The following is a 20,944-nucleotide window of genomic DNA, read 5'->3' as shown; positions in this document are numbered from 1 at the left end:
TCTCCTGTTTCCTGTTCATTCGCTTTGGTAGAATGTCTTGGGAAGGAGCGTAGCGGCACCCCGCCGGACCCTGTATACGGGTTTATACGGATAGAAGCTTCCGCTCAGTTTCCGGCCGCGCCATGGGTGGCAATCCGCTTGAGCCAGCGCGCCCGGTGCCGCTCGCTGCTGTCGACATTTCCGATCAGCGATGTGGTGACCGGAGCGATCCCGGTGAGCTTGAGAATGTTCCGTTCGAAACTGCGGACGCTGTGCGCAGCGAAATAGGCGCGGTAGAAAAGCGCCGGCATGCCCATGCTGACAATCAGCCGCGCCGAACGGCCGCGGAGCAGTTTTTTCGGCAATTGCTTGCTGCCTTCAACCCCGTAATCGAGCGCGAAATTGGGGCGAAAGGCCTGTTCGATAAACGCCTTGAGCAAGGCCGGCATGTCGCCCATCCAGAGCGGATAGTAGAAGACGATATGCTCGGCCCATTTGATCGCATCCTGCCCCGGCCGGACGGCTTCGGGAACATCCTCTTCGAGCCATTGCTTGCGGCTTTCGAGGATCGGAATATTCTGGCCGGCCAGCCGGATCACCCGCACATCGTGACCGGCGGCACGGGCTGCATCGGCATAAGCGGAGACAATGGCGTGACCGAAACGGCCGGGGGCCGGATCGGGATGACCGTCAATCACCGCAATACGGGTCACGGCGCTGCGGCTGCCGCCGTTTCGCCAGCAGGCGTCTGCCACTGGAAGGCGGTGATCAGTTCCATGATCGCCTCTTGCGCGGCGCTATCGATTTCCAGCGGATAGGAAGCCGTCAACCGCGCGTCCCAATAGCCATAGTCGAGCGCTGTCACGCTGAAATGCCAGGGCACACTGTCCTTGTCGCCGTCGAAAATGCCCTGATAGGCTGCGATATCGGGGCGGCCGGAGACGAAATAGTCCCCCTCGGACAGAACTGCAGCGCTGGAATATTGCGACAGCAGATCCGGCTTCACGATCTGATAATGGTCCTGCGCGGTCAGCTCTTCCAGATGGATGATCGCGATCCTGATCGCGATCTCATGATCGTCTATATCGCGCAGATAAGCGATCTCGAAATTATTCCCGGAAAAATCGGTGGTCATTGCACATTGGCGGCGAAAGCCGGCGATGCTTGCCGGGAACAGAAAGCCGCTTTCCTTGTGAATGATCGCGCCTGTTTCCTGATATGGTGCGAACGAATCCGCCGGCGGCGCGCTGTCCACCATACATTCTGCTGTGGCAGGACTGCCGGCAAGAGCCAGCGATAGCAGTGCGGCGGAAGCCAGTCCGGCCAGTTTCAATTTTGTCAGCATTTCAACTCTCCTCAGGTCAGTCGCCCGCCTATTCATGGCAGCTGACAACGCGAAACGGCAGTTCGCTGCCGTCGGTTTCCGTGATCGTCAGATATTCACCGACTTTCAGCGGATGATCCTTGAGCCGGAAAATGGCTTCGTCATCCTCGTCACCGACCTTGTAGGAAAATACCCATCCCTTGGACGAGGCTATCACAACCCCGCTCTGGTCGGCTTCGCCCGGCCAGAAACGCCGCACGACAGGCCGCTTCTCAGCCTTTGCCAGCGCTTTCGGCTCGATAAACCCCTGATCATCCAGAGGAACGCGAAAGACATATGCATGGGCTGACGACCCGTCGGGATGGTCAGCGGTTCGGGCCAGTTCGAGGCGGATTGTTTTCCAGGTCATGCAGCCAATGTGAACCACGAACAAATTCGGCGCGATACGCAATATTGCGTAGAAGCAGAAACAAGCGCGCCAGAAAGCATCCTGACAGAGACTTGCTTTCCTGAGCCGACGGAATGCCGCAATGCGCGCTTTCCTACAACTAACCAGATAGGTTATATATCAGTCTTTCGAACCGAAAGGAGATTTCCCATGTCCGACATGCACGACATCGACCGGCTGATTGACGAGGTCATCAGTCTGGAAGGCGGCTATTCCGATCATCCTGCCGACCGCGGCGGTCCCACGCGATGGGGGGTGACCGAAGCGGTGGCGCGGGCGCATGGCTATGCCGGCAGCATGCGGCATTTCCCGCGGGCGCAGGCAGCGGCTATCTACAAGCGCAAATATTGGCACCGCCCCGGCTTTGACAAGATCGCGCAGCGCGCGCCGCGGATCGCGGCCGAACTGTTCGACACCGGGATCAACATGGGAACAGCGACCGCCACCGCTTTCCTGCAGCGCGCTCTGAATGCGCTCAATCGCAACGGCAGCGACTTTGACGATCTGGCCGTAGACCGTGTGATCGGCGCCAAGACTCTGGCCGCGCTCGACGCGTTTCTCCGCAAGCGCGGGCGCCAGGGCGAAACCGTGCTGCGCAAGGCGATCGATGCCCTGCAAGGCGCCCGCTATATCACGCTGGCGGAAAACCGTCCGGCCAACGAGGCTTTTCTATACGGCTGGCTGGCCAACCGGATCGGCTGACCCCTGGCGGAAACAGCTTTGCCTTTAACAGTGTAAAGTTTGTCAGGTTCGGCCCTTCCCGGCCGCCATTGCAACAGAAATATCCCTCTGAAATATCGAAAGGAAATCCGTACAATGTCTATTCTCTCTTCCCTCATCGGTCCGGTATCGAACATCATCGACAGGATCATCCCCGACAAGGAGGCCCGCGACCGGGCCAAGCTGGAACTGCTGAAACTGGAAGGCAGCCAGGAACTGGAGGAAGTCCGCGTACAAATGTCGGCAATATTGGCCGAGGCCCGGTCATCCGATCCATGGACCAGCCGCGCACGACCCAGCTTCCTCTATGTCATGTATCTGCTGTTGCTCTGGTCCATTCCTATGGGGTTGCTCGCGGCATTCCGTCCCGATGCGGCGCGCGATATTGCAGCCGGCATGAATGCTTATCTTTCCGGCATACCGGAGCCGCTCTATGCGCTCTTCGGCACCGGTTATCTCGGCTATACTGTCGCCAGGCAATGGGGAAAGATTCGCGGCAGCGAGCGTTAGGAACGTCAAATTATCCAGCGGAAACAACCGATTTACACCCGTTCGCATCCCGAAACAGGACAATGGACTGCCAATATAGCGGATTAATGCAATATTTACGAAATAGACTTGCCATGCCCGTATCTTTCCAGATAAAGGGGCAAGTCTAGTTCATCCAAAGGGGATATTTTAAATGACTACCGAAACAAACTTCCGCAAAATGCTTGCTGTTGCTGGCGGCCTGGCACTCGCTGTTCCTGCTCTTTCTGCTTGTGCAGAACAGGCTGACGATGCTGCTGCTGTTGCTGAATGCGCTGCTGAAGAAGCTACCTGTGCCGCTGAAGAAGCAACCTGTGCTGCTGAAGAAGCAACCTGTGCTGCTGCAGAAGCTGTTGAAGAAGCTACCGGCGAAGCTGAAGAAGCTGTAGCTGAAGAAGAAGTTGCCGAGTAAGCTCAGCTTATTTCGCATTGGAAAATGCATTAGAAAGGCTGTTTGAGCTTACCGGCCAGATAGCCAGTGAGGGCGTCTCGCTAGTACCCAGAGTGGTGCCGGCAGACGCCCCTTTCGTTCAATATCAGCATTATCCCAAAGGGGATTGTATCGCGCCCGGCAACAAGTCGCGCTGGTTCTACCATGCGCACAAGCCGGAAGAGCGCGAAGACGGCGAGCATGGCCATTTTCACATGTTCCTGCCGCTCAACATGTTTGATGGTGTCGAACCCTATTACCAGCCCCCGGCCAGACTGCCCAATGGCAAGAAAACTCAAGGCGTAGTCCATTTCGGTGCCCTGAGCTTCGGCCTGGATGGCATGCCGCTGACCTGGTTCACGACCAACTATTGGGTGACCTACGAATATATGATGCCGGCCGAAGCGATTGCTTCCCGGCTACACAGTTTCAACATGACCGGCGCACCGGGCGATCCCTTGATCAACGACTGGCTGACCGCCGCCGTCCAACATTTTCATGACCCGATCATCGATATGGTCCGCAAGCGCGACCTCTTCCTGAAAGAGAAGAAACAGGAACTGGGTTCTGCCGTTTTCGCGGACAAGCAGGTCGAGATACTCTCCCGACTGCCCTTCGACCTTTAGCGCGGAAGATCCGGGCGACGAGACCTAGTGGTCATGCCCCGGGTTGCTACGCTTCAGCTTGCGCATCAGGCCCGGCCAGATCAAATTGTCCCCCAGCCCTCTCTGGAACGCCGGAGAAGCCTGCTGGAACACGCGATGCCCCATGTCTTCGCTATCCTCGTGCAGATGCTCTTCGCCGCCGACCGATTGCGCCAATATCTGCGTCTTGCAGGCATTTTCGAGAATATACATGCGGAGAAAGGCGATCGCGCAATTCTCGCCAACGGTCAGGGTACCGTGGTTGCGCAGGATCAGCAGGTTCTTCTCGCCGAGATCGTTGATCAGCCGGTCCCGCTCGTCTAGATCGAGAGCGATGCCTTCATAGTCATGATAGGCCAGATCATCATGGACCTGCATGGCAAACTGGGTGTAGCGGCGGAGCCCCGCCTTCTGGACGGACACCGCAATACCATAAGGCGTATGCACATGGATAACGCACCCCGCATCCTCTCGGGCGCTGTGCACCGCGCTGTGAATGGTAAAGCCGGCGGGATTGATGAAATAGGGCGTATCCTGCTTGATATTGCCCTCGAGATCGATCTTGACCAGTGCGGATGCCGTCATTTCGTCAAACAGCACACCATAAGGGTTGATCAGGAACCGCTCTTCACCATCTTCGTCGGGCAGGCGTGCGGAAATATGGGTGAATACAAGATCCGTCCAGGCGTGCATCGCACACAGCCGGTATGTCGCTGCGAGATCGCAGCGCAATTGCCACTCGACATCGGACACCTTGCCCTTGAGACTGGGTATATCATGCGGGTCGGGGATCGAAAATCCCGGTCCAACGCCCATCGCGGTTTCTTCTTTGGGGATCGCGGTTGCCATATTTGGTTCCTTTATCAGCCATTTCCTCTTCGGTTCAGACTGGCATGCCTGCCGGAAATTGGCAACCAAACTATCGCACGGTGCAGGGAGACAGGATCATCCTGACCCGTTCGGGTACGGGGCGCAGCAGGCCTCGCAATGCAAGGCCGTCATCGCCCTGCCCGGCCTTCTCTTTTCAGCCGGCCCCCCTGCCATATTATACCGCCTGACCGGCGTTTCGTCCGTGTCGATCCGCCCCGTCCCTTTTGCCGCAAGCAGTTTCAGACTGGCCTGATCAAGCCAGTCATCCCAGGCCCCCATCGCTGGAGTAACCTCGCAAAAGGCAACATCGACATATGTCGCACGATCGGCGAGTTCCGCTTCCTTCCGCATTTTTTCCGACGCCTCGCGTGCCTGCGCTTCGACAGTATAGGTCAAGAGCACCGCGAACTGCGTCCCGCCCAGCCGGCCGATGTGGTCGGACCGGCGCAAACGCCGGACCAGAGGCCGGATGATGGATTTCAGCAGCGCATTGCCGGAAGGATGGCCGAAGCGCTTGCTGGCGGTTTTATCCAGATCCACGTCGAAAATCACGATCGTGCTCTTCACGCCCTGACGTTCATACAGAGACATTGCCTTCTGCATTTCCAAACCGAAACCGCTACGCGACATCGCGCCGGTGAGCCGGTCCTTTTCAGACTGCTGCCGTAATTCCAGTTCATGGATGACCAGCTCTGCAAGCTGCCTGTTCCGCTCGACCTTGGCATCGTCATATCGGCGGGGAACAATATCAATCGCGAATAATGTTCCTATATTATAGCCGTCGGGCGTCGTCAGCGGGACGCCGATATAGCTGCGCAGGAACGGGCTGCTGGTCACTACAGGATTTTCGCGGAAGCGTTCATCCTGCAAGGCATCCTCAATGATCGTAACCCCCTGCCGGGCGATGGCAAAATCGCAGAATGCTATATCTCTTGGTATTTCGTTCGCAGTCACGCCGGCTTTCGATTTAAACCACAGCCGGTCGCCATCCATGAATGCAATTCCCGCAAAAGGGGCATCAAGCGTCTGTTTCATCACCATAGTGATATGATCGAAACACTCTTCTTCAGGCGTGTCGACGATGTCATAACGGTCCAGGGCAAACTGGCGCGCGGCTTCGGCCTCGAACAGCAAACGCTTCCCATTGCGCATGAATTTGCTCGATTTTGATATCATAAGATTAGAGACGGCCGATCCCGTCAAAAAATAAGAGCGGGTTCTCGATAATTCGGAGCGGGATCGGTTTTGCGGCAACGGCCCGACGACAATCCGGTTTCCGCCGACCGGACATACGGGAGGACGCAGCCGCATTTCCATCTATATCTCCTGACCCGACCGGATATATTCCTGTCTGTGACATCCAGCCCTGTCCGCGGCGGTACAAGCACCCGATTATCGGGAGATAACCAGTCCAAAAAACCAAAAATATAGAATATGTAAAATGGCGGGACCTGCGGGAACGGTCAAGTTGACAGCGTAGCCACTCCGTGGATAGACTGAAAAATCATGTCACCACTCTCGGCGATTTTGCTACGTTGCAAGAATATTCAAGTGCAGTGATAGGTGAGAAAAGAACCGATCAAATATTTTCTTTCTTGAGACAGTCAGGACCGGAGAACTCTAATATTGCAGCGTAATATCAATGGATAGTGTCGAAGCTGAATTGGCTGAGCTTCGCTTGACAATAGATCAGGCGAACCAGAAACTTGATAATCTGGACAAGAGGGTCTCGGAATTTCGTGATCTCCCCGGTCAGGGAAATAACAGCAAAGGCAAGGGTACGGGTGGTGTTAATCTGGTCGAACGGGCCGAACAATTTCTGCAATGGGGCCGATTGAAATCCGGCATGCTGGATACCGGAAACGGGCTTTTTACCGACTCCTGCTGGAATATGTGTCTCGACATATATATTTGCGGCCTCAAGGACCAGCCGGTGACCGTGTCGGCAATCGCGCATAGTTCCGGCATTCCGATGACAACCGCCATGCGCTATATCAATGTCATGGTTGAACAGGGACTGCTCCAGAAATCCTCCAATCCGGCCGATAATCGCATGGTATTTGTAGCCGTTTCCCAAGCGTGCCAGGCCAAGATCGAAAAGCTGCTGTATAGCGCTTCCTTCTGAACAATATAGCAACGCGCCGCTATGCTTCCGGTCCGGCGCAGTCCCGGATCTTTTGGCCTGGCACACTGCCCGATGACGAACAGCATCCATGCCGCAAGGATCCATTAACCCTTATTTAAGGTTCCTTGTCCATTTCAGACCGTACCAGGTGACGGTTCGACGATTGCGGGATCTTCGAACCATCTTCCCCCCGAAATCTTCGGGGAGATATGCGTATTGTTATCTGGGTAGTTCAATGACCGATTCAAAAATTGAGACAATGCTTGCTGCGAAGCTGATCGGCGACAGTCCGAAGATGCAACAGTTGCGTTCGATCGTCAGCTTCGCCGGCCGCTGCAACAGCTCGATCATGATCACCGGACCTTCCGGCGCCGGCAAAGAAGTCGTTGCCGAAGCCATCCACGCTATTTCGGACCGGAAAAACGCATCCAATATTGCCGTCAATTGCGGTGCAATGCCCGAACAATTGATAGAATCGGAACTTTTTGGCCACGAAAAAGGCAGTTTTACTGGCGCTGTGAGCCGCCACGTCGGGCTGTTTGAACAGGCCAACGGTGGCACTATCTTCCTTGACGAAATTGGCGACATGCCGATCGACATGCAGGTAAAACTGCTGCGCGTTCTGGAAACCCGGATCGTCAACCGGGTGGGCGGAAACCGCGACATTGCGGTCGATATCAGAGTGATCACCGCGACGCATAAAAATCTGTCGGACTCCATCAGGAGCAAGGCGTTTCGCGAAGATCTCTATTATCGTCTCTGTGTCGTGCCGATCGAGGTGCCGGCGCTTAACGAGCGTCTGGAGGATATTCCGGCGCTGGTAGACCATTTCCTGAAAAACCAGCCAGATAGCTGCCCTCTCCCCATGTTCACGGCCGAAGCATTCGCACGGATGCAGCGATATGACTGGCCGGGCAATGTGCGCGAATTGCGCAATGCCGTCGAACGGGCCTGCGTTTTCTTCTCCGGCGAACAGGTGCTGGCAGAAGATGTGGCCAAGCTAATCCAGTCCAACATCGCGCCATGTCTGGCCGAACGCGCCATCCCGCAACCGCATCAATCCGAAAATCCGGTTCAGGATTCAGCCGCCGCTCATCATGGCGAAGCGCCCGCCCCCCATGCCGCTCCGCGCGAAACGATCGTCCGGGATCTCAATGTTCACCTGCAGCATGAAGAGCGCCGGATAATCATGGCAGCCCTGGACAGTTCACGCGGAGTCGTTTCGCAGGCCGCACGCTCGATAAACATCAAGAGAACCACGCTGATCGACAAGATGCGCAAGCATAATATCCAGCAAACTACTGATAATTCCTCTGTTTTTTCAATTTCAGCCTAACTGGGTTCGACTATGAACGGCTTGGCCCGGCGATTTCACCCCACACTTTCTCGATCTCCAGAATCATTTCGCGCGCTGATTCCATCCGTTCGATATATGCTTCCAATTCTTCCAATCGAATGCGCTTTGCCGCCTCGCAGTAGATGATCCGCAAGGTCTGCGAAAGGTCGCCTGCCAGTTCGAATTTCAGCTCCTTATCGAGCGCATCCAACAAATTTCGAGCAATCGTTCGGTTACGAATAACGGCCAATTTCTCACTGCGGCGGGCACTTTCCGTGATCAGGCCCAGAATCTCGCCCAGCTCCTCCAGCAGCCCTGCAGCCCGACAATAAGAGTCCGTCGCCGACGCACTGCCTGTCTTCGCGAAACCCCTGTTTCCTGCGGTGTGAGGATTGCGGCATGAAAACGTCATATTGATGGCTTTCCCGAACAATTTTCATAGTCGTCGAAAGGAAAAGTGCTGGTCCACAGTTGAATGTATTGGGCGTCAAATCGGAGAGTCCACCGAGGATAAGACAATAGCGCAACCGTCCCCCAACCGGCAAAGACCGTTTGCACGCTTTTACATCCTCGACTTTCTCAGAATTTATAACGGCGGATAAGGCGGCGGATTAAGTTAGTTTATCCAGGAAATCTGCCGTCACCATTCCGCAGGCGGCACCAAGCGAATTTTCGCCAGATATAGAGGAGATTTGCTCCGTTTCCGCTTCTTCCTGCCGAACGATGCGCGGGCCCCTCAAGCCGTAGCACGGGCCGGCGGCGGTATAAATTTGGGGAAAGCAAGATCAGAGCGACTATGAGAGAGAAAAAATAACCACCAAACTCGCCTTCTGCCTTGCTTTTATCGGGGGATGTTTGCCAGGCAGAAGACGAGTAGTGGTGGCGCGACGGAATAATGTCATCCATCGCCAGCAGATCGTCCGTTCGTTGCAATCCAGTGACCAGACCAGGCTTCAACGCGATATGACGATCGCCGTTTCTTCATATTGTCGACTGAACAACCGAACCGAAATCCGACGTTCAATATCATAATCAGCAAGAGGCGTGCCAGTTTTGAATTTACCGATATTCGCCTATTACTGTCAAAACCGATGTCGGAAATCCATCACGTCTGTCGAAAAACCGACATTTCCCAAGGTCGGCTGTCGGGACTCCGACATGTCCGGGTCCGGAAAGCCGCAGAGGATCGATCGCGTGATGCTCACGCCGCGGTCATTGCGGCTTGCAACTTTTCCAATGCGCGCTTTTTGATCTGGCAGATGCGTACCGCGGATACATCAAGAATCGCTCCGATTTCATCAAGCTGCAGCTCCTCGACGAAATAGCAATTGAGCACCAATTGCTCCCGCTCGTTTAACTGCTTCAGTTTCGAAGACAATAAGGCGGCCATTTGCGACTTTTCCAGCTTTTCGTGCTGGTCCTCTTCCTCATCGACGAACCAGCTGCTTGAATCGCTGTAAATTTCGTCGAGCGACCCGACATGGACAGCAATCGCCCGGTCGGCATTTTTGCGGAAATCCCTTGCGTCCATTTTCAGCGCGCGCGCCAGCTCTGAATCGCTTGGTTCATGGCCCAGTTCCTGCAGCAATTGGGCCCGGCAGCGCCTGACTTTCTTCTGCCAGTCGACCGTTGTTCTGCGCAAATTGCAGGTTGATCTCAGGCTATCGATCATCGCCCCACGAACGCGGACATATAGATAAGTGCTAAAGCTATGTCCTTGATCCACATATTTTTTTGCCGCTTCCACCATGGCAACAAGACCAACCTGGATCAGGTCCTCAATCTCCATCTGGTCGGGTGCAAATGACTTGACCTGCCAGGCAATTTTCGTGACCAGAGAATGGTTTTCTGCAATCAGCCGGTTCTCGTCTATTTGCAAGGCCCCATAAGATTGCGACGTACGGCTTTCTGTTTTCAACATATCCTGTTCCCTTGGTCGTTAAAATTGATTTGCGCTGGTGGCAGCCATCGTCCGGCTGGATGGCGGAACGCCGATTTTGGCGAAGACCTCGACCGTTTTGCGCTCCGGCAACTCGGCGTCGGACAATATCGCCAGGTCCGGGAACCGCGGTCTCAACAACGCGCTGAGCGGCTTGCGCACCGTCGGTGAGCAGATCAGGGCAATATGGCGTACGCCCCGAGGCAAGGCGTCAATGGCAACATGCACTCCATCGATGATTTGCCGCGCCAGGCGCGGGTCAAGGGGATAGCTTTCACCCTGACCGGCCTTGAGCGCCTTCACGACCATGGCATCAAGCGAGGCATCCATCGTCATAACGGGCAGAGGAAGACAGGCCGGCACGAGGTTCCCGACAATCAGGTCGCCGATCTCCGCCCGGACCGCCTCTGCTATATGGGCGGCATCGCTGTGCGACTCGCATGCCCGCACCATCGCAAGGGATATTCGGCCAAAATCCTTGACCGGAATATTCTCAGCGAGAAGGGCGCGGCAAATCGTCGTAATCTTGTCCCGGGACAGCAATTCGCCGGCAAGTTTATCCGCCAGTTTCGGCGATGATTGTCCAACGAAATCAAGCAATTGCTGCACGTCATCAGCACCGAACAATTTTGCCGCATGGCGTTGCGCAATGTCGTGTAAATGGGTTGCTATGGCGGTGGGTGCATCCACCACCAGATAACCCTTGGCGAGGGCCAAGGTCCGCTGTCTCGCTGCTATCCAGACGGCATCCATTCCGAAGGTCGGATCTTTGCAGGCACGGCCTGCGATAGGTGTTTCCACGTCGCCGTCATCGACCGCCAAAATCTCGTCAGGCCAAGCTACGCCTTCACCCAGCACCAGTCCTCCGATCGATATCCGGTAGCTGTTGGGCTCGAGTGACAGATCAACTTTGACCGGAATATGGGACACCGCAAAACCGAATTCTCGACAAATCTGGTTCCGGGTTTCGGCCAACCGGCTCATCAGCGGCGCGCCTTTGCGATCTTCAACCAGCGGAAACAGGCCATATCCGATCTTGACCGCAAGACCCGGTTTCTCAAGATCAGCGCCCTCGCTGATTGGCGCCGCATGCTTCGCTTCCTGCTGCTCAAACCGGGATTCTGCTGTGCTGACTGCACGGAACTGGTGACCAGTGAAGCCGAGGGCGAAGGCGATCGCCGACACAATCGCCACATGAAGCTGCGTCGGCGCCAAGATTACGATCAATAGCGAAATCGTCGCCGCCGGCAGAAAAACTGCCCTTGCACAGGCCAGCTTCCCGGTCAGAACCGAAATATTTGCAAAAGAGGCCATTTACCGCTCCCGCCCGATGGGCAGCGCGGTGGCGGGTTCAGCCGATCGATCCGCCGCAACCGCCTTGTTCCGCCGATTCTGGCTTTTGCTCCTGCTCGAGGAGATGGTGTGGCGCACGGTCGATGTCAGAAAGCGCTCCGCCGGCCCTGTTCGAGCCAATGCTTCGCTATCCCCAGCGCAATCAGGATAAGGGTGCGAGTGCGCCGGGACAGAGCCCACACGCGTCCGTTCGTGCAGCGTCGAACGAGAGGCCGCGAGCACGGGAACGCGCCATCCGCTATTTGTTGTGGTCGATAAATAAAACATCTTTGCTCAAAATCTCCTGCAAAGGAGCAAAGCAATGATCGTGCCAGTTATTGGCGCATCGAATTTTCAAAAATTAGAGCGCAAGACACTCGGCCGAAGGTGAATATTATGTGGAGAATGATTCCCGGTTCGTTCGAGCATCTTTGCTATCGGCCATGATCGGGCAGTCGATTGGACTGGACTTGCCGGTCAATCTCCGGATCAGTCACCGGAACAAACACGAATAAATATGTGTTGGGGCCGCATTCAGAGCGCGCTGCTTCCCAACCAATGCCGTCTTTACAGGCCCGCAGTCCCCTCAATGCTGCGGCTTTCATATCCTGCTGTTTTTCCCGACGGAAGGCAACTGCCTGCCACGGGTATCAACGCAAAAACGGTTAGAATATGCCCGCACGCAGCAATTTGTCCGCGAGCCTGTCGGGATCAACATCATAGACACCAAACGCGATCTGCAATTTTATCCGGGCCACTGTGCGGGCGCTCAGCGCCCGCTGTTCGCTCGACAAGCCTTCGTCACCCGCAGGCTTTGTTCGGTGGTCCGCCGCTATTTGCGTGACTTTTCTATCCGCGCCTGCAGAGGGCAAGCGCCGGTTCAAGCCGGCACTCTCCAGTCGTCTGATCATGACCGAATAGCTATCATCTGATTCCATATCATTCCAACGTTGCTGTGCCAAACTAGCAGTTGCGCCGTGCGATATTGCGACGATCGGCGTGCCTGACTTGTTTCACAGACATTTACGGTGCGTTAGGATAAAATTAAGGTCTCGCGACAGAATTTTATCGAACAATATTGACGCCGGCTTGACCATCCGGTCGCCCCTCATCCGGGCAGACAATATAGGGGGCGGTCAGCCGATTGGATAGCTGCGTCCTATTGCGCGATGGAGTCAGGACCGCCCGTGATCATCAAGCCACAAAGCCTTTTCCGCAGCGCGGCCGAGCCGGAACACAGCTTGGTTGCTTCAATGCCACCCGGTCGATTCTATTCCGTGAATGACCCGCTCCATCTTTGAATGACCATTATAGTTGATTTAGAATGAAACTATACTCTCCCCACTTTGGATCTAATTTCGAACTGTCTCACCAAATCGAGAGCGATACAGATTGATCTTTGGCAACCGGATCAGGATAGATAGCGACAGGAAAGATTGAATACTTTCTTCCGAGGTTGATCAGCCCCCGCAGGCCCCAACTTTGGTGAACGTAGAACACCTGGAATGCGTTCTCTGTTTGGGTAGGATGAGTAATCATCCTACCCAACCGACCCTTAAAGATGCCGCTGTCGCCTTCTGGCTTGTTCTGTTGATTGAACCCTATTTCAGCCTGCCAGGGTCATGATCGCCGCCATTATGCCGGGACGCAAAATTGTGGATCGGGAATTTTGATCAGGAGACAATCTCTGCCCGAAGGTCCGGGGTGGGTTTCGCGGACTGATATCCGGCAGAACGTTTGAATTCGGCAGCTATCAAGCCCCTCATCCAAAACCAAGGCGCGGAAATTTATAAAAGGAATGGTGATGTGCTCAGCCTTGTTGAAAAACTTCAGGAAGTACTGAATTTTCTCGACGAGAACGATCTGTCCATCGCTGCCATAAAAGTCGAAGAGGCGATCGATGCATTGGAAGATATTGCATTGGAGAACCAAAAGCCCACAACACCAGACTGACCATCAGAACGCCTCGGTACTTCGATCATTGACTGGGGGATCAGGCAAGATCGCGGCTGATATTACTGGATCTCGTAAACCAGAAAAACGCATCGGGACAAGTTTCGCCCGAGTGCAGCATCGCATTGGCGTTCACTAACCTGGAAGAACTCCGACTGTTGCAGCTTGTCGGACTCAATCGATCCATTCGCCCGGAGTTCGATGCGACGATGGATTACGACTTGTGCCTCAGCCATCGTTGCAGATGCCCCGCGTGCCCTGTCATCGGCCTGCCCCCTGCCGTTCTGCCCATAAACGCCCACAACCATCGAGCAGCCGATTGCCAAGATCAACCGGAGCACCGGGGAGATTGTCTGCGTAACCGAATATCTCGCGATAGGGATCACCTCTTCAGCACCTGACGGAATGTCAGACCTTGAGAATGATGACGGTAAAAATCGCGCGGCCTTAACCAGCTATTGCAGACGTTGAAAATTACGGGGCCGGAACACAGGCGCTGTGAGGATCGCTTGCGCAATTAGACGGCGGTCCAATCCTGTAAATTGCGCGTTCGTCCATCGTTGTATGCTCCTGCCCGCACAGCCAACCGTGTGTTCATAGCCAAAAGATTTTCCACGCTAGTCAGGTGATTGCCGGTACCTTGCGCGCTTGAAATCCAGACATTGCTCGCACCAGGACATCGCCTCTTTGGTCAATTTGACGCAATCAACTTTCTGCAATTCACGGGAAGGACATCGCTCCAGATAGCCTTCGGCTTCCAGTATTGCAGCCAATCTGGCTATGACCGAAGCTGGCCGGCATATGCTGCCCTTCAGGTCAGAGAGGTCCACGCAACGGTTCGCAGCGGTTGCGACATAGGCTTCCAGCATGAGTTCCCAGGCCGGATCACCGAAGATTCTAGAATGCGCGAAATATAGATTTCGCTGCTGGTCTGCCCGAAGCTCGGTTGTGGCAAGAGTGACATAATCGGTTCCTCTTTGACCACTCATATTATCTTCAGCTTTCGAAAACTGGTCCAGCGATTGTTCGCAATGATGATATGATCAAGCAGACTTATATCCAGTTCCAAGCATAAGCTACGGATAGAAACGGTGAATTCAATATCCGAAGTGCTGGGGGAAAGGTTTCCGCCCGGATGATTGTGAACGAGGATGAGTCCGCTGGCATCTAGTTCCAGGGCTCGTTTCAAGATCGTCCGGGGCTGGATATAGACCCGGTGCGGAGACCCTTCGCCGAATTCCTGCTCGCACAGCAGATGGTGCGAACTATCCAGAAACAATATGCGCATCCGTTCTGTGCTCCGGGAGCCCATTCGGGCTTGAAGATATTTCACCAGAGTCCGATCGGTGGCCGAAATGAGTTTTCTCGGCAGATCCTCGCGCAATCTGGCGAGCATGAATTCTTCGCTTGCCTTGAGCAGCTTCACCACAGTGCGCTTTTTACCGAGAACACGGTGCAATGCCGCTTCGGATTCCCCCAGCATCCGACCAATTGAACCAAATTCGACGAGCAATGCCCCGGAAAGCCTGGCAGCCTCGTCCGGCTCGACAATCCTGATCAGGTTCGCCAGGACCTGTCGATCCCGATGGCTTTCAGTCGCTTCTGATGACAAATCGTACCCACCATCAGCAGCACCAACAAAGGATAGGAAGAAGCTATTTGCATGATCATATAGGCTTTTGGATGAATCGTCACATCGAGCATCCTGGTGACGTGAGCCACCAGTGCGATTGTCTGAAGCGACGCTACACATAGCGGCCAGAACCGGTTTGCGCGCAATGCAACTGCGACCAGCGCGAGCCATCCGGCCAAATCAATGACCAGATGCCCCGGGTCCAGAGCGGAATATTCAAGCGGGGTGACGATATGCACGGCAGGATCCAGTAGCACCATCGCAATAACGATGCCGGCAACACAGCGCTCGGGCCCGCCTCCCCGATACAGTGCATACATGCAGACTGCGCCGAGGAACAAGAGAAAGACGAGAGTTCGCATGTTCCAGATGGACCATTCTCACGCATGACATGCAACCACTGTTCGCTCACGCGGCGACGGAATGCAAATTGCCGGGGGTTCCGGAGGCTTGGACGGCCGGGCAGTTCTCGTGCACATCCATACCGGCATATTCCTGTCCAACTTTCTGCAATTCACCATGCACCCGCAGCACATCACTGCTGGCTTCGACGAGCGCCATCTGTGCCTTGGCCAACCTTCGCACGGCAACCTGTCCCGTTGCCGCAGGAACACCGGTGTCGACACGGGCCTGTACCAGCGTCACCATCAGACTGGACACCGAAATCAGTGCCTGATCTATAGAGGCCTCGGTGTGCGGCATATCTTGCTTGATGCGATCAGACGCGATTCTGATTGGATAAGACATAGTTGTTCCTTTCCGTAAATTACGGTTTTTTGCTGTTTCAAAAAGTGAGAGCCCGGCCGGCTGCTAGGCTGTCAACAGGCTGGAAAGGGACTGCGAAACGGACAAGGCGATCAGAACAATCGCCAAAATTCCTATGGTCAGAATGACCATGATGGCTATTCTCTGCGCGGTTCCCCAATTCCCTTCCGGCTCTTTCAAGATTTGCGGCCAGACATTCGGATCGTTTTCAGTATCTATCTCGTAAGGGATCGACACTTCTTCGAGCATGGATGAACCTGGCCGCTCGTCTTGAGATCCTTCTGGACCGGAAACGCCATCGAAGGGAACACCTGCCGGATCATATAGTATCCGGTCATAGGTGCCGGAGGCTCTGGCATATATCAAAGCGGCCTCGTCACGGGTCGCTGCACCCAGCACCCGTCGCGCGCTCACCAGCCGTTGATCCACCGCGGGCTTGGAGATTTCGAGTATACGGGCAATTTCCTTGGAAGATTTACGCAGAACGACAAGGTGCAAACATTCTCGCTGCTTAGCCGTCAAATTGGCTACGCGCGCTGTTTCTGGCTCGATCTCGTCCAAGGTTAAATCCCGTTAATTCGGTTTCTTCATACTGAACAGCTCAATGTAACGCAACCGGCTCCAAGGCTATGGAAATCACCGATAACTGGCCCGGGGAGCCATGATCAATATCGAGGCAATCAGTCGCTACTGCAGCTTAGCAAAATGCTGTCCCGGGTGGATCGACCATATGATCAGGCTGGCCGAAGACCGCGCAAAGAGCAACGCAGTACTCGAGACCATGGCTGCAAAGGAAGGATGAGGGCGCATCAGTGCAGCAATACCAACGCCCCAACCCGGGAAAAGAACCGAGAGCACAGTGAACAGCGCCGGAAAAGAAACGCCAAGCTTCCCGGCCACGGCAAACGAACGGTTGCTGCCCCAGTGAGCATACGGTCCTTGCATGGCGACGAGCTCAAAAATGGGAAATATCATCAGGCCGCCCAGTCAAGCACCGCTTTACGCAGCGAGTCTATCGCCAGCGGTTTGGCAAGATGCGCCTGCATTCCAGCTTCCAGACAGCGTTCGATATCCTGCTCGAATGCATTCGCCGTCAGCGCAACAATGGGGAGCGTTTCAGCGCCGATACCCTGTTCGCGAACCATGCGGGTGGCCTTGATGCCGTCAACATAGGGCATCTGCAAATCCATCAGGGCAAGGTCATACTGATTTTCCGAATATTCTGCTTTTCTGATCATGGCCACCGCTTCCGCTCCGTCGACAGCCAGTTCATATTCATAACCAAGCCGGGTCAGCATTTCTCCGATCAACACCTGGTTAACGTCATGATCTTCGGCCACCAGAATTCGCAGCGCATCCGGACTGTTGTCGCATGACACTCCCGGCTGGGCAGGGAATTTGACAAGATTTCTGGGCGCGCCCTGTTCAAGCCGGTCCACGGGTATTTGCACCGTGAATTTGGAACCGCGAGCGACATAGCTTTCCAGGAGGATTTCCCCCCCCATAAGTTCGACCAGCTGCTTGCTGATCGTCAGCCCCAATCCGCTGCCGCCATGTTTTCTGGCGGTTGAATCATCTTCCTGGATGAACGGCTCAAAAATTGCCTCCTGCCGGTCGAATGCGATCCCCACCCCGGTGTCGGCCACAGCTATGGAGAGTTCCGGTCCATCGGATTCCCTGAACGATGCGGATATCGTAATGTAGCCGGTCTCGGTAAACTTGATGGCATTTGCGAGCAGATTCATCACTATTTGCCGCAGTCGAAAACCATCCACCTCAATCCACTGGGGAAGGTCCTTGTCGACCTCGATCAGAATCGTCAGGTTTTTCTCTTCCGCATTTGGGGAAAAGATCTTGACGCAACTGGTCAGCAAATGGCGGATATCGAATGGCTCGGGCGAAATTGTCATCGACCCGGAATCCACTTTCGAAATATCCAGAATATCATTGAGCAACGTCATCATCGCCGAACCGGAATCGGCTATCAGGCCGACATATTTCTTTTGTGTTTCATTCAGCGTGCCATCATCGAGCAACTGAGTGAAACCGATAACACCATTCATCGGGGTGCGGATTTCGTGACTCATATTCGCTAGAAATTTCGATTTTGCGCCGGTTGCAGCCTTGGCAGTTTCCAAAGCGCTGACAATTTCTCTTTCCTTGTCGACCAGTATCTGGGTTTTGTTTCTGACCTCTTGCCGAACATAGGCTTCCCGCCGGGCATAGAACATCACCAGCGTGGCGAAGGCCAACACCAATGCCAATCCGCCGATCAGGACAAATTTGGGCTCCTGCGTGCCGACATTGGCCTCGAATTCTGGTGTGCTATCCCATGAAACGGTCCATTGCTGCCCCATCATCGGCAGTACTTTGGTGACAGAAAAGCGGGGTTGATGAGATTTTTCAACGCCGGATCTATTCTCGAAAATCAGCTCGGAGTCATTTGTCGATGTTCCATCATAGACCGTGATTTTGAAATTCGTGCCCTGACTAGCAGTCAGCCCTTTCATAAAACGTGATGCGATGAACGGAGCGTAGACCCAGCCCCGGAAGGCAGCACGGCGTTGCGACACCGAATTTAATGGCCGACCGGATTCATAAATAGGCCGAAGCAGAAGAAAACCAGCGCTTTTTTCCTTGTCCTGTACCAGAAAAATGCGTTTCGTAATCGTTGCCTTGCCCGTATCTCTTGCCTGATAGGCAGCGGAACGACGATTGGTTTCGAAGCCGATGTCCAGACCTACCGCTTCCTTGTTGATAGATATCGGTTCGATATATGTAATCGGCAATATTTCGGACCATTGTGTCTGCGGATAGACTTCAATATCGGTGACGCCCCGCGCAGCGAGATCAGCAAGAAATACGTCTTCCTTGGAGCGCAATATTTGCTCGATATATCCGATTCCGTTGATGCCAGGCAAAGTTTCCTCGATTTTCAGGATATCGACGAACGTTTTCCAGTCGCCTATCTCAACCCGCTCCGAAGCGGCAAACAGAGCCGCACCGCTGTCCAACGCCTGCCGGTAAGACTCTATCCTGTGCGTAAGTGCCAGTTCGCTATCCTTGGACAGGGTTTCAAAAGCCGCCAGATTACGCTCGTATGTAGTTGTCTTGGTCAGGTTCCAGGCGAAAATTGTCACGGCCAGCAATATGACCGTGCCGAATAACAACGTTGCACCAGTCGTGATGTTCATCGGGAATATTTCGTTTTCCCCTAGCCTGCGGGCTATTCGCTTTAACGCCAGTTCCATCAAGCTTATCCAACCTGTTGCAGGGATGCCCGCGATCCCAGCAGCGACGATATCCGATCGGCCAGATCTTGCGGCAGAAATGGTTTCGCCATGTAATCGGCTGCGCCCCCGCGAAAGGCCTCGACCATCGCGTTTGTACCGGTCTGGCTGGTCAAAACCAGCACCGGGATTGCCGCCGTTCTAGCCTGGCGCTTCAAAACAGGCAGCACCTCCGGCCCCCTCAATCCGGGCATCCGATTGTCCAGAATAATCAGGTCGGGACGAGCACGAAGCGCCGCAGACAGAACGCTATATCCGTTGTCGACGACCACAACCTTGTGGCCGCAAGACTCGAGCTTGTGATATACCAAGTCGCCCAGAAGCGCATCATCATCTGCAAACAGGATAGTTGCCAATTTCAATTCCTTTGGATCAAATTCCCCGCACAACCCAGCGCGGAAAATCAAAACAGACGGATTCAGATCAAATCCGTCCCGGTCATGTCTCGATGTAGTTACGGAGCAAACGTTTCAGAATTAACCATTCTGCGTTCAACAAATGCATCGGGACCAGCAATAGCCCGCAGGATAGCTGGCATTATCAGCCTTGGAATTCCGGTAATTTCATCTGGCAGGAACGGCTTTTGCAGCCAGAGCGGTGATATCAGGCAATCCTGACAAGCCGTCAGCTAACCGACAGGTCTATTGTCAAACATCCCGCGCGTTGGTCCTTAACCGCCGATCAAAATCGCCGTCTTTCATTTTGGCCCAAGCATAATCCCGATCAGCATCGGAAATGGATCGGCTAATCGCCTAGGAAGAAAGACGAATTCATGAAGCATGATCAGGATCAAATCAGGACAGGCGCAGACATGCCACTCCACGGCAAAGCCGCGACAGGCAGATCATCATCTGCCAACGCCCGCCTGCTGTTGGTTGAAGATCATGATGTGAACCAGATCCTTATTCAGGCCATGACCAGAAAATTGGGTTATGAGACAGAATTGGCTGCGGATGGAACCGAAGCCGTCGCGAAAGTCACACGGTCGATATCCGAAGATATCCCCTATGATCTCGTGCTGATGGATATCCAGATGCCGTTCATGGACGGATATGAAGCCACCCGAATAATCAGGGCGAGCGGAATATCGGCCGAGAATCTGCCTATAATTGCGGTTACCGCAAACGCATTCGGCGATGATATCCGGAGCTGCCTGGAGGCGGGAATGCAGTCCCATATTTCAAAACCGGTTGATATCTCCAATCTTCAAACCGTTCTTCAACAGTGGACCAAGCCTCGAAAGCCGCACCGAACAGAACAACCCGCGCCAGCATCAGCAAAGGATTTTGATGATGCCCTGTTCGAACGGTACCAGACACGTAGGCGAGACGCGATCAGCAGTATCGTCAGCTTCGTACAGAATGGTACTTTTTCCGATGGCGAATCGCTTCAAATCAGGGAAAAACTGCACAAGCTTGCCGGCACCGCCGCAATGTTCGGCGATCGGAAGCTGGGCAATCATGCAAGACTGATCGAAGACGGACTGAAACAGTGGGAAATATCCGAACGGCCCCAAAAAATGCGCAGCGCACTGCAACAGTTGCTAGAAGCAGCGTAACATGAGTGCCGCCCGTCGCGCTGGTTCAGGCGACGCCGAGGGTTCTGGTCGAGACTGATGCGCCCGACGG

24 protein-coding genes are annotated in these 20,944 nt (G+C 54.5%); 8 read left to right on the top strand and 16 right to left on the bottom strand.

What is annotated here, in order from left to right:
• Positions 1-104 precede the first annotated feature (104 nt).
• The 3 genes from ACHZCJ_RS00975 to ACHZCJ_RS00965 are packed head-to-tail and all read right to left on the bottom strand — an operon-like array spanning position 105 to position 1,712.
• Entirely contained in the window at positions 105-692 is a 588-nt protein-coding gene (locus tag ACHZCJ_RS00975; protein ID WP_159643608.1) for an NAD(P)H-dependent oxidoreductase, read from the bottom strand.
• Positions 689-1,324: a hypothetical protein gene (locus tag ACHZCJ_RS00970; protein ID WP_321323100.1), complete on the bottom strand. Its 636-nt coding sequence runs from the start codon at positions 1,322-1,324 to the stop codon at positions 689-691. The genes ACHZCJ_RS00975 and ACHZCJ_RS00970 overlap by 4 nt, the downstream gene beginning before the upstream one ends.
• A 28-nt stretch (positions 1,325-1,352) precedes the next feature.
• The gene (locus ACHZCJ_RS00965) at positions 1,353-1,712 is read right to left on the bottom strand and encodes a hypothetical protein (protein ID WP_159643612.1); all 360 of its coding nucleotides are present in this window, start codon (positions 1,710-1,712) and stop codon (positions 1,353-1,355) included.
• A 189-nt stretch (positions 1,713-1,901) separates the two neighbouring features.
• Between ACHZCJ_RS00965 and ACHZCJ_RS00960 the strand changes: the two genes are divergently transcribed.
• The 4 genes from ACHZCJ_RS00960 to ACHZCJ_RS00945 all read left to right on the top strand — a co-directional run bounded on the left by ACHZCJ_RS00960 (position 1,902) and on the right by ACHZCJ_RS00945 (position 4,055).
• Positions 1,902-2,453: a glycosyl hydrolase 108 family protein gene (locus ACHZCJ_RS00960; protein ID WP_321323098.1), complete on the top strand. Its 552-nt coding sequence runs from the start codon at positions 1,902-1,904 to the stop codon at positions 2,451-2,453.
• Positions 2,454-2,567: 114 nt separating this feature from the next.
• Positions 2,568-2,981, top strand: coding sequence for a holin family protein (locus tag ACHZCJ_RS00955; protein WP_159643614.1), 414 nt, complete (start codon positions 2,568-2,570; stop codon positions 2,979-2,981).
• A 172-nt stretch (positions 2,982-3,153) separates the two neighbouring features.
• Positions 3,154-3,411: a hypothetical protein gene (locus ACHZCJ_RS00950; RefSeq protein ID WP_159643616.1), complete on the top strand. Its 258-nt coding sequence runs from the start codon at positions 3,154-3,156 to the stop codon at positions 3,409-3,411.
• Between the two features lie 17 nt (positions 3,412-3,428).
• Positions 3,429-4,055 (top strand): DUF6969 family protein, encoded by a 627-nt coding sequence (locus ACHZCJ_RS00945; protein ID WP_321323094.1) that lies wholly within the window; start codon positions 3,429-3,431, stop codon positions 4,053-4,055.
• 24 nt (positions 4,056-4,079) lie between these two features.
• On the opposite strand, the gene ACHZCJ_RS00940 is transcribed toward ACHZCJ_RS00945, so the two are convergent.
• Positions 4,080-4,922 (bottom strand): class II aldolase/adducin family protein, encoded by an 843-nt coding sequence (locus ACHZCJ_RS00940; RefSeq protein ID WP_321323092.1) that lies wholly within the window; start codon positions 4,920-4,922, stop codon positions 4,080-4,082.
• 96 nt (positions 4,923-5,018) lie between these two features.
• Positions 5,019-6,095: a diguanylate cyclase gene (locus ACHZCJ_RS00935; RefSeq protein WP_321323089.1), complete on the bottom strand. Its 1,077-nt coding sequence runs from the start codon at positions 6,093-6,095 to the stop codon at positions 5,019-5,021.
• Between the two features lie 526 nt (positions 6,096-6,621).
• On the opposite strand from ACHZCJ_RS00935, the gene ACHZCJ_RS00930 reads away from it, so the two are divergent.
• Positions 6,622-7,068 carry a helix-turn-helix domain-containing protein gene (locus ACHZCJ_RS00930; RefSeq protein WP_321323087.1) on the top strand — a complete coding sequence of 149 codons (447 nt, stop codon included), beginning with the start codon at positions 6,622-6,624 and terminating at the stop codon, positions 7,066-7,068.
• Between the two features lie 235 nt (positions 7,069-7,303).
• Positions 7,304-8,404 carry a sigma-54 dependent transcriptional regulator gene (locus ACHZCJ_RS00925; RefSeq protein ID WP_321323085.1) on the top strand — a complete coding sequence of 367 codons (1,101 nt, stop codon included), beginning with the start codon at positions 7,304-7,306 and terminating at the stop codon, positions 8,402-8,404.
• Positions 8,405-8,414: 10 nt separating this feature from the next.
• Here ACHZCJ_RS00925 and ACHZCJ_RS00920 read toward each other — a convergent pair whose 3' ends face one another.
• From ACHZCJ_RS00920 to ACHZCJ_RS00905, 4 genes are all read right to left on the bottom strand, one after another.
• Positions 8,415-8,816: a hypothetical protein gene (locus ACHZCJ_RS00920; RefSeq protein ID WP_321323083.1), complete on the bottom strand. Its 402-nt coding sequence runs from the start codon at positions 8,814-8,816 to the stop codon at positions 8,415-8,417.
• Positions 8,817-9,605: 789 nt separating this feature from the next.
• Complete coding sequence (locus tag ACHZCJ_RS00915) at positions 9,606-10,325, bottom strand: sigma-70 family RNA polymerase sigma factor (protein WP_159643640.1); 720 nt, start codon at positions 10,323-10,325, stop codon at positions 9,606-9,608.
• Positions 10,326-10,343: 18 nt separating this feature from the next.
• Positions 10,344-11,657: an FHIPEP family type III secretion protein gene (locus ACHZCJ_RS00910; RefSeq protein ID WP_321323081.1), complete on the bottom strand. Its 1,314-nt coding sequence runs from the start codon at positions 11,655-11,657 to the stop codon at positions 10,344-10,346.
• A 683-nt stretch (positions 11,658-12,340) separates the two neighbouring features.
• Positions 12,341-12,613 (bottom strand): flagellar biosynthesis anti-sigma factor FlgM, encoded by a 273-nt coding sequence (locus ACHZCJ_RS00905; protein WP_321323079.1) that lies wholly within the window; start codon positions 12,611-12,613, stop codon positions 12,341-12,343.
• An 868-nt stretch (positions 12,614-13,481) separates the two neighbouring features.
• On the opposite strand from ACHZCJ_RS00905, the gene ACHZCJ_RS00900 reads away from it, so the two are divergent.
• Positions 13,482-13,628, top strand: a complete 147-nt coding sequence (locus ACHZCJ_RS00900) for a hypothetical protein (protein WP_321323077.1) — start codon at positions 13,482-13,484, stop codon at positions 13,626-13,628.
• Between the two features lie 985 nt (positions 13,629-14,613).
• Here ACHZCJ_RS00900 and ACHZCJ_RS00895 read toward each other — a convergent pair.
• The 7 genes from ACHZCJ_RS00895 to ACHZCJ_RS00865 all read right to left on the bottom strand — a co-directional run bounded on the left by ACHZCJ_RS00895 (position 14,614) and on the right by ACHZCJ_RS00865 (position 19,672).
• Complete coding sequence (locus tag ACHZCJ_RS00895; RefSeq protein ID WP_394699996.1) at positions 14,614-15,240, bottom strand: RadC family protein; 627 nt, start codon at positions 15,238-15,240, stop codon at positions 14,614-14,616.
• Entirely contained in the window at positions 15,186-15,581 is a 396-nt protein-coding gene (locus ACHZCJ_RS00890; protein ID WP_321323071.1) for a hypothetical protein, read from the bottom strand. Before ACHZCJ_RS00890 ends, ACHZCJ_RS00895 begins: the two co-directional genes overlap by 55 nt.
• An 88-nt stretch (positions 15,582-15,669) precedes the next feature.
• On the bottom strand, positions 15,670-16,008 hold the full coding sequence (locus ACHZCJ_RS00885) for a hypothetical protein (RefSeq protein WP_159643654.1): 339 nt from the start codon (positions 16,006-16,008) through the stop codon (positions 15,670-15,672).
• A 63-nt stretch (positions 16,009-16,071) separates the two neighbouring features.
• On the bottom strand, positions 16,072-16,587 hold the full coding sequence (locus ACHZCJ_RS00880) for a helix-turn-helix transcriptional regulator (protein ID WP_321323068.1): 516 nt from the start codon (positions 16,585-16,587) through the stop codon (positions 16,072-16,074).
• A 126-nt stretch (positions 16,588-16,713) separates the two neighbouring features.
• Positions 16,714-17,001 (bottom strand): hypothetical protein, encoded by a 288-nt coding sequence (locus tag ACHZCJ_RS00875; RefSeq protein ID WP_321323065.1) that lies wholly within the window; start codon positions 16,999-17,001, stop codon positions 16,714-16,716.
• The gene (locus ACHZCJ_RS00870; protein WP_159643660.1) at positions 17,001-19,220 is read right to left on the bottom strand and encodes a CHASE domain-containing protein; all 2,220 of its coding nucleotides are present in this window, start codon (positions 19,218-19,220) and stop codon (positions 17,001-17,003) included. Before ACHZCJ_RS00870 ends, ACHZCJ_RS00875 begins: the two co-directional genes overlap by 1 nt.
• Positions 19,221-19,282: 62 nt before the next feature.
• A complete protein-coding gene (locus tag ACHZCJ_RS00865; RefSeq protein WP_159643662.1) occupies positions 19,283-19,672 on the bottom strand; it encodes a PleD family two-component system response regulator in 390 nt (129 codons plus the stop codon).
• A 416-nt stretch (positions 19,673-20,088) separates the two neighbouring features.
• On the opposite strand from ACHZCJ_RS00865, the gene ACHZCJ_RS00860 reads away from it, so the two are divergent.
• Positions 20,089-20,874, top strand: a complete 786-nt coding sequence (locus ACHZCJ_RS00860; RefSeq protein WP_321323062.1) for a response regulator — start codon at positions 20,089-20,091, stop codon at positions 20,872-20,874.
• Positions 20,875-20,944 lie beyond the last annotated feature (70 nt).

Source organism: uncultured Parasphingorhabdus sp. (assembly GCF_963677535.2).
Lineage (GTDB): Bacteria > Pseudomonadota > Alphaproteobacteria > Sphingomonadales > Sphingomonadaceae > Parasphingorhabdus.
Note: the sequence above shows the minus strand (reverse complement) of the source record. Positions and strands in the feature narration are given on the sequence as shown.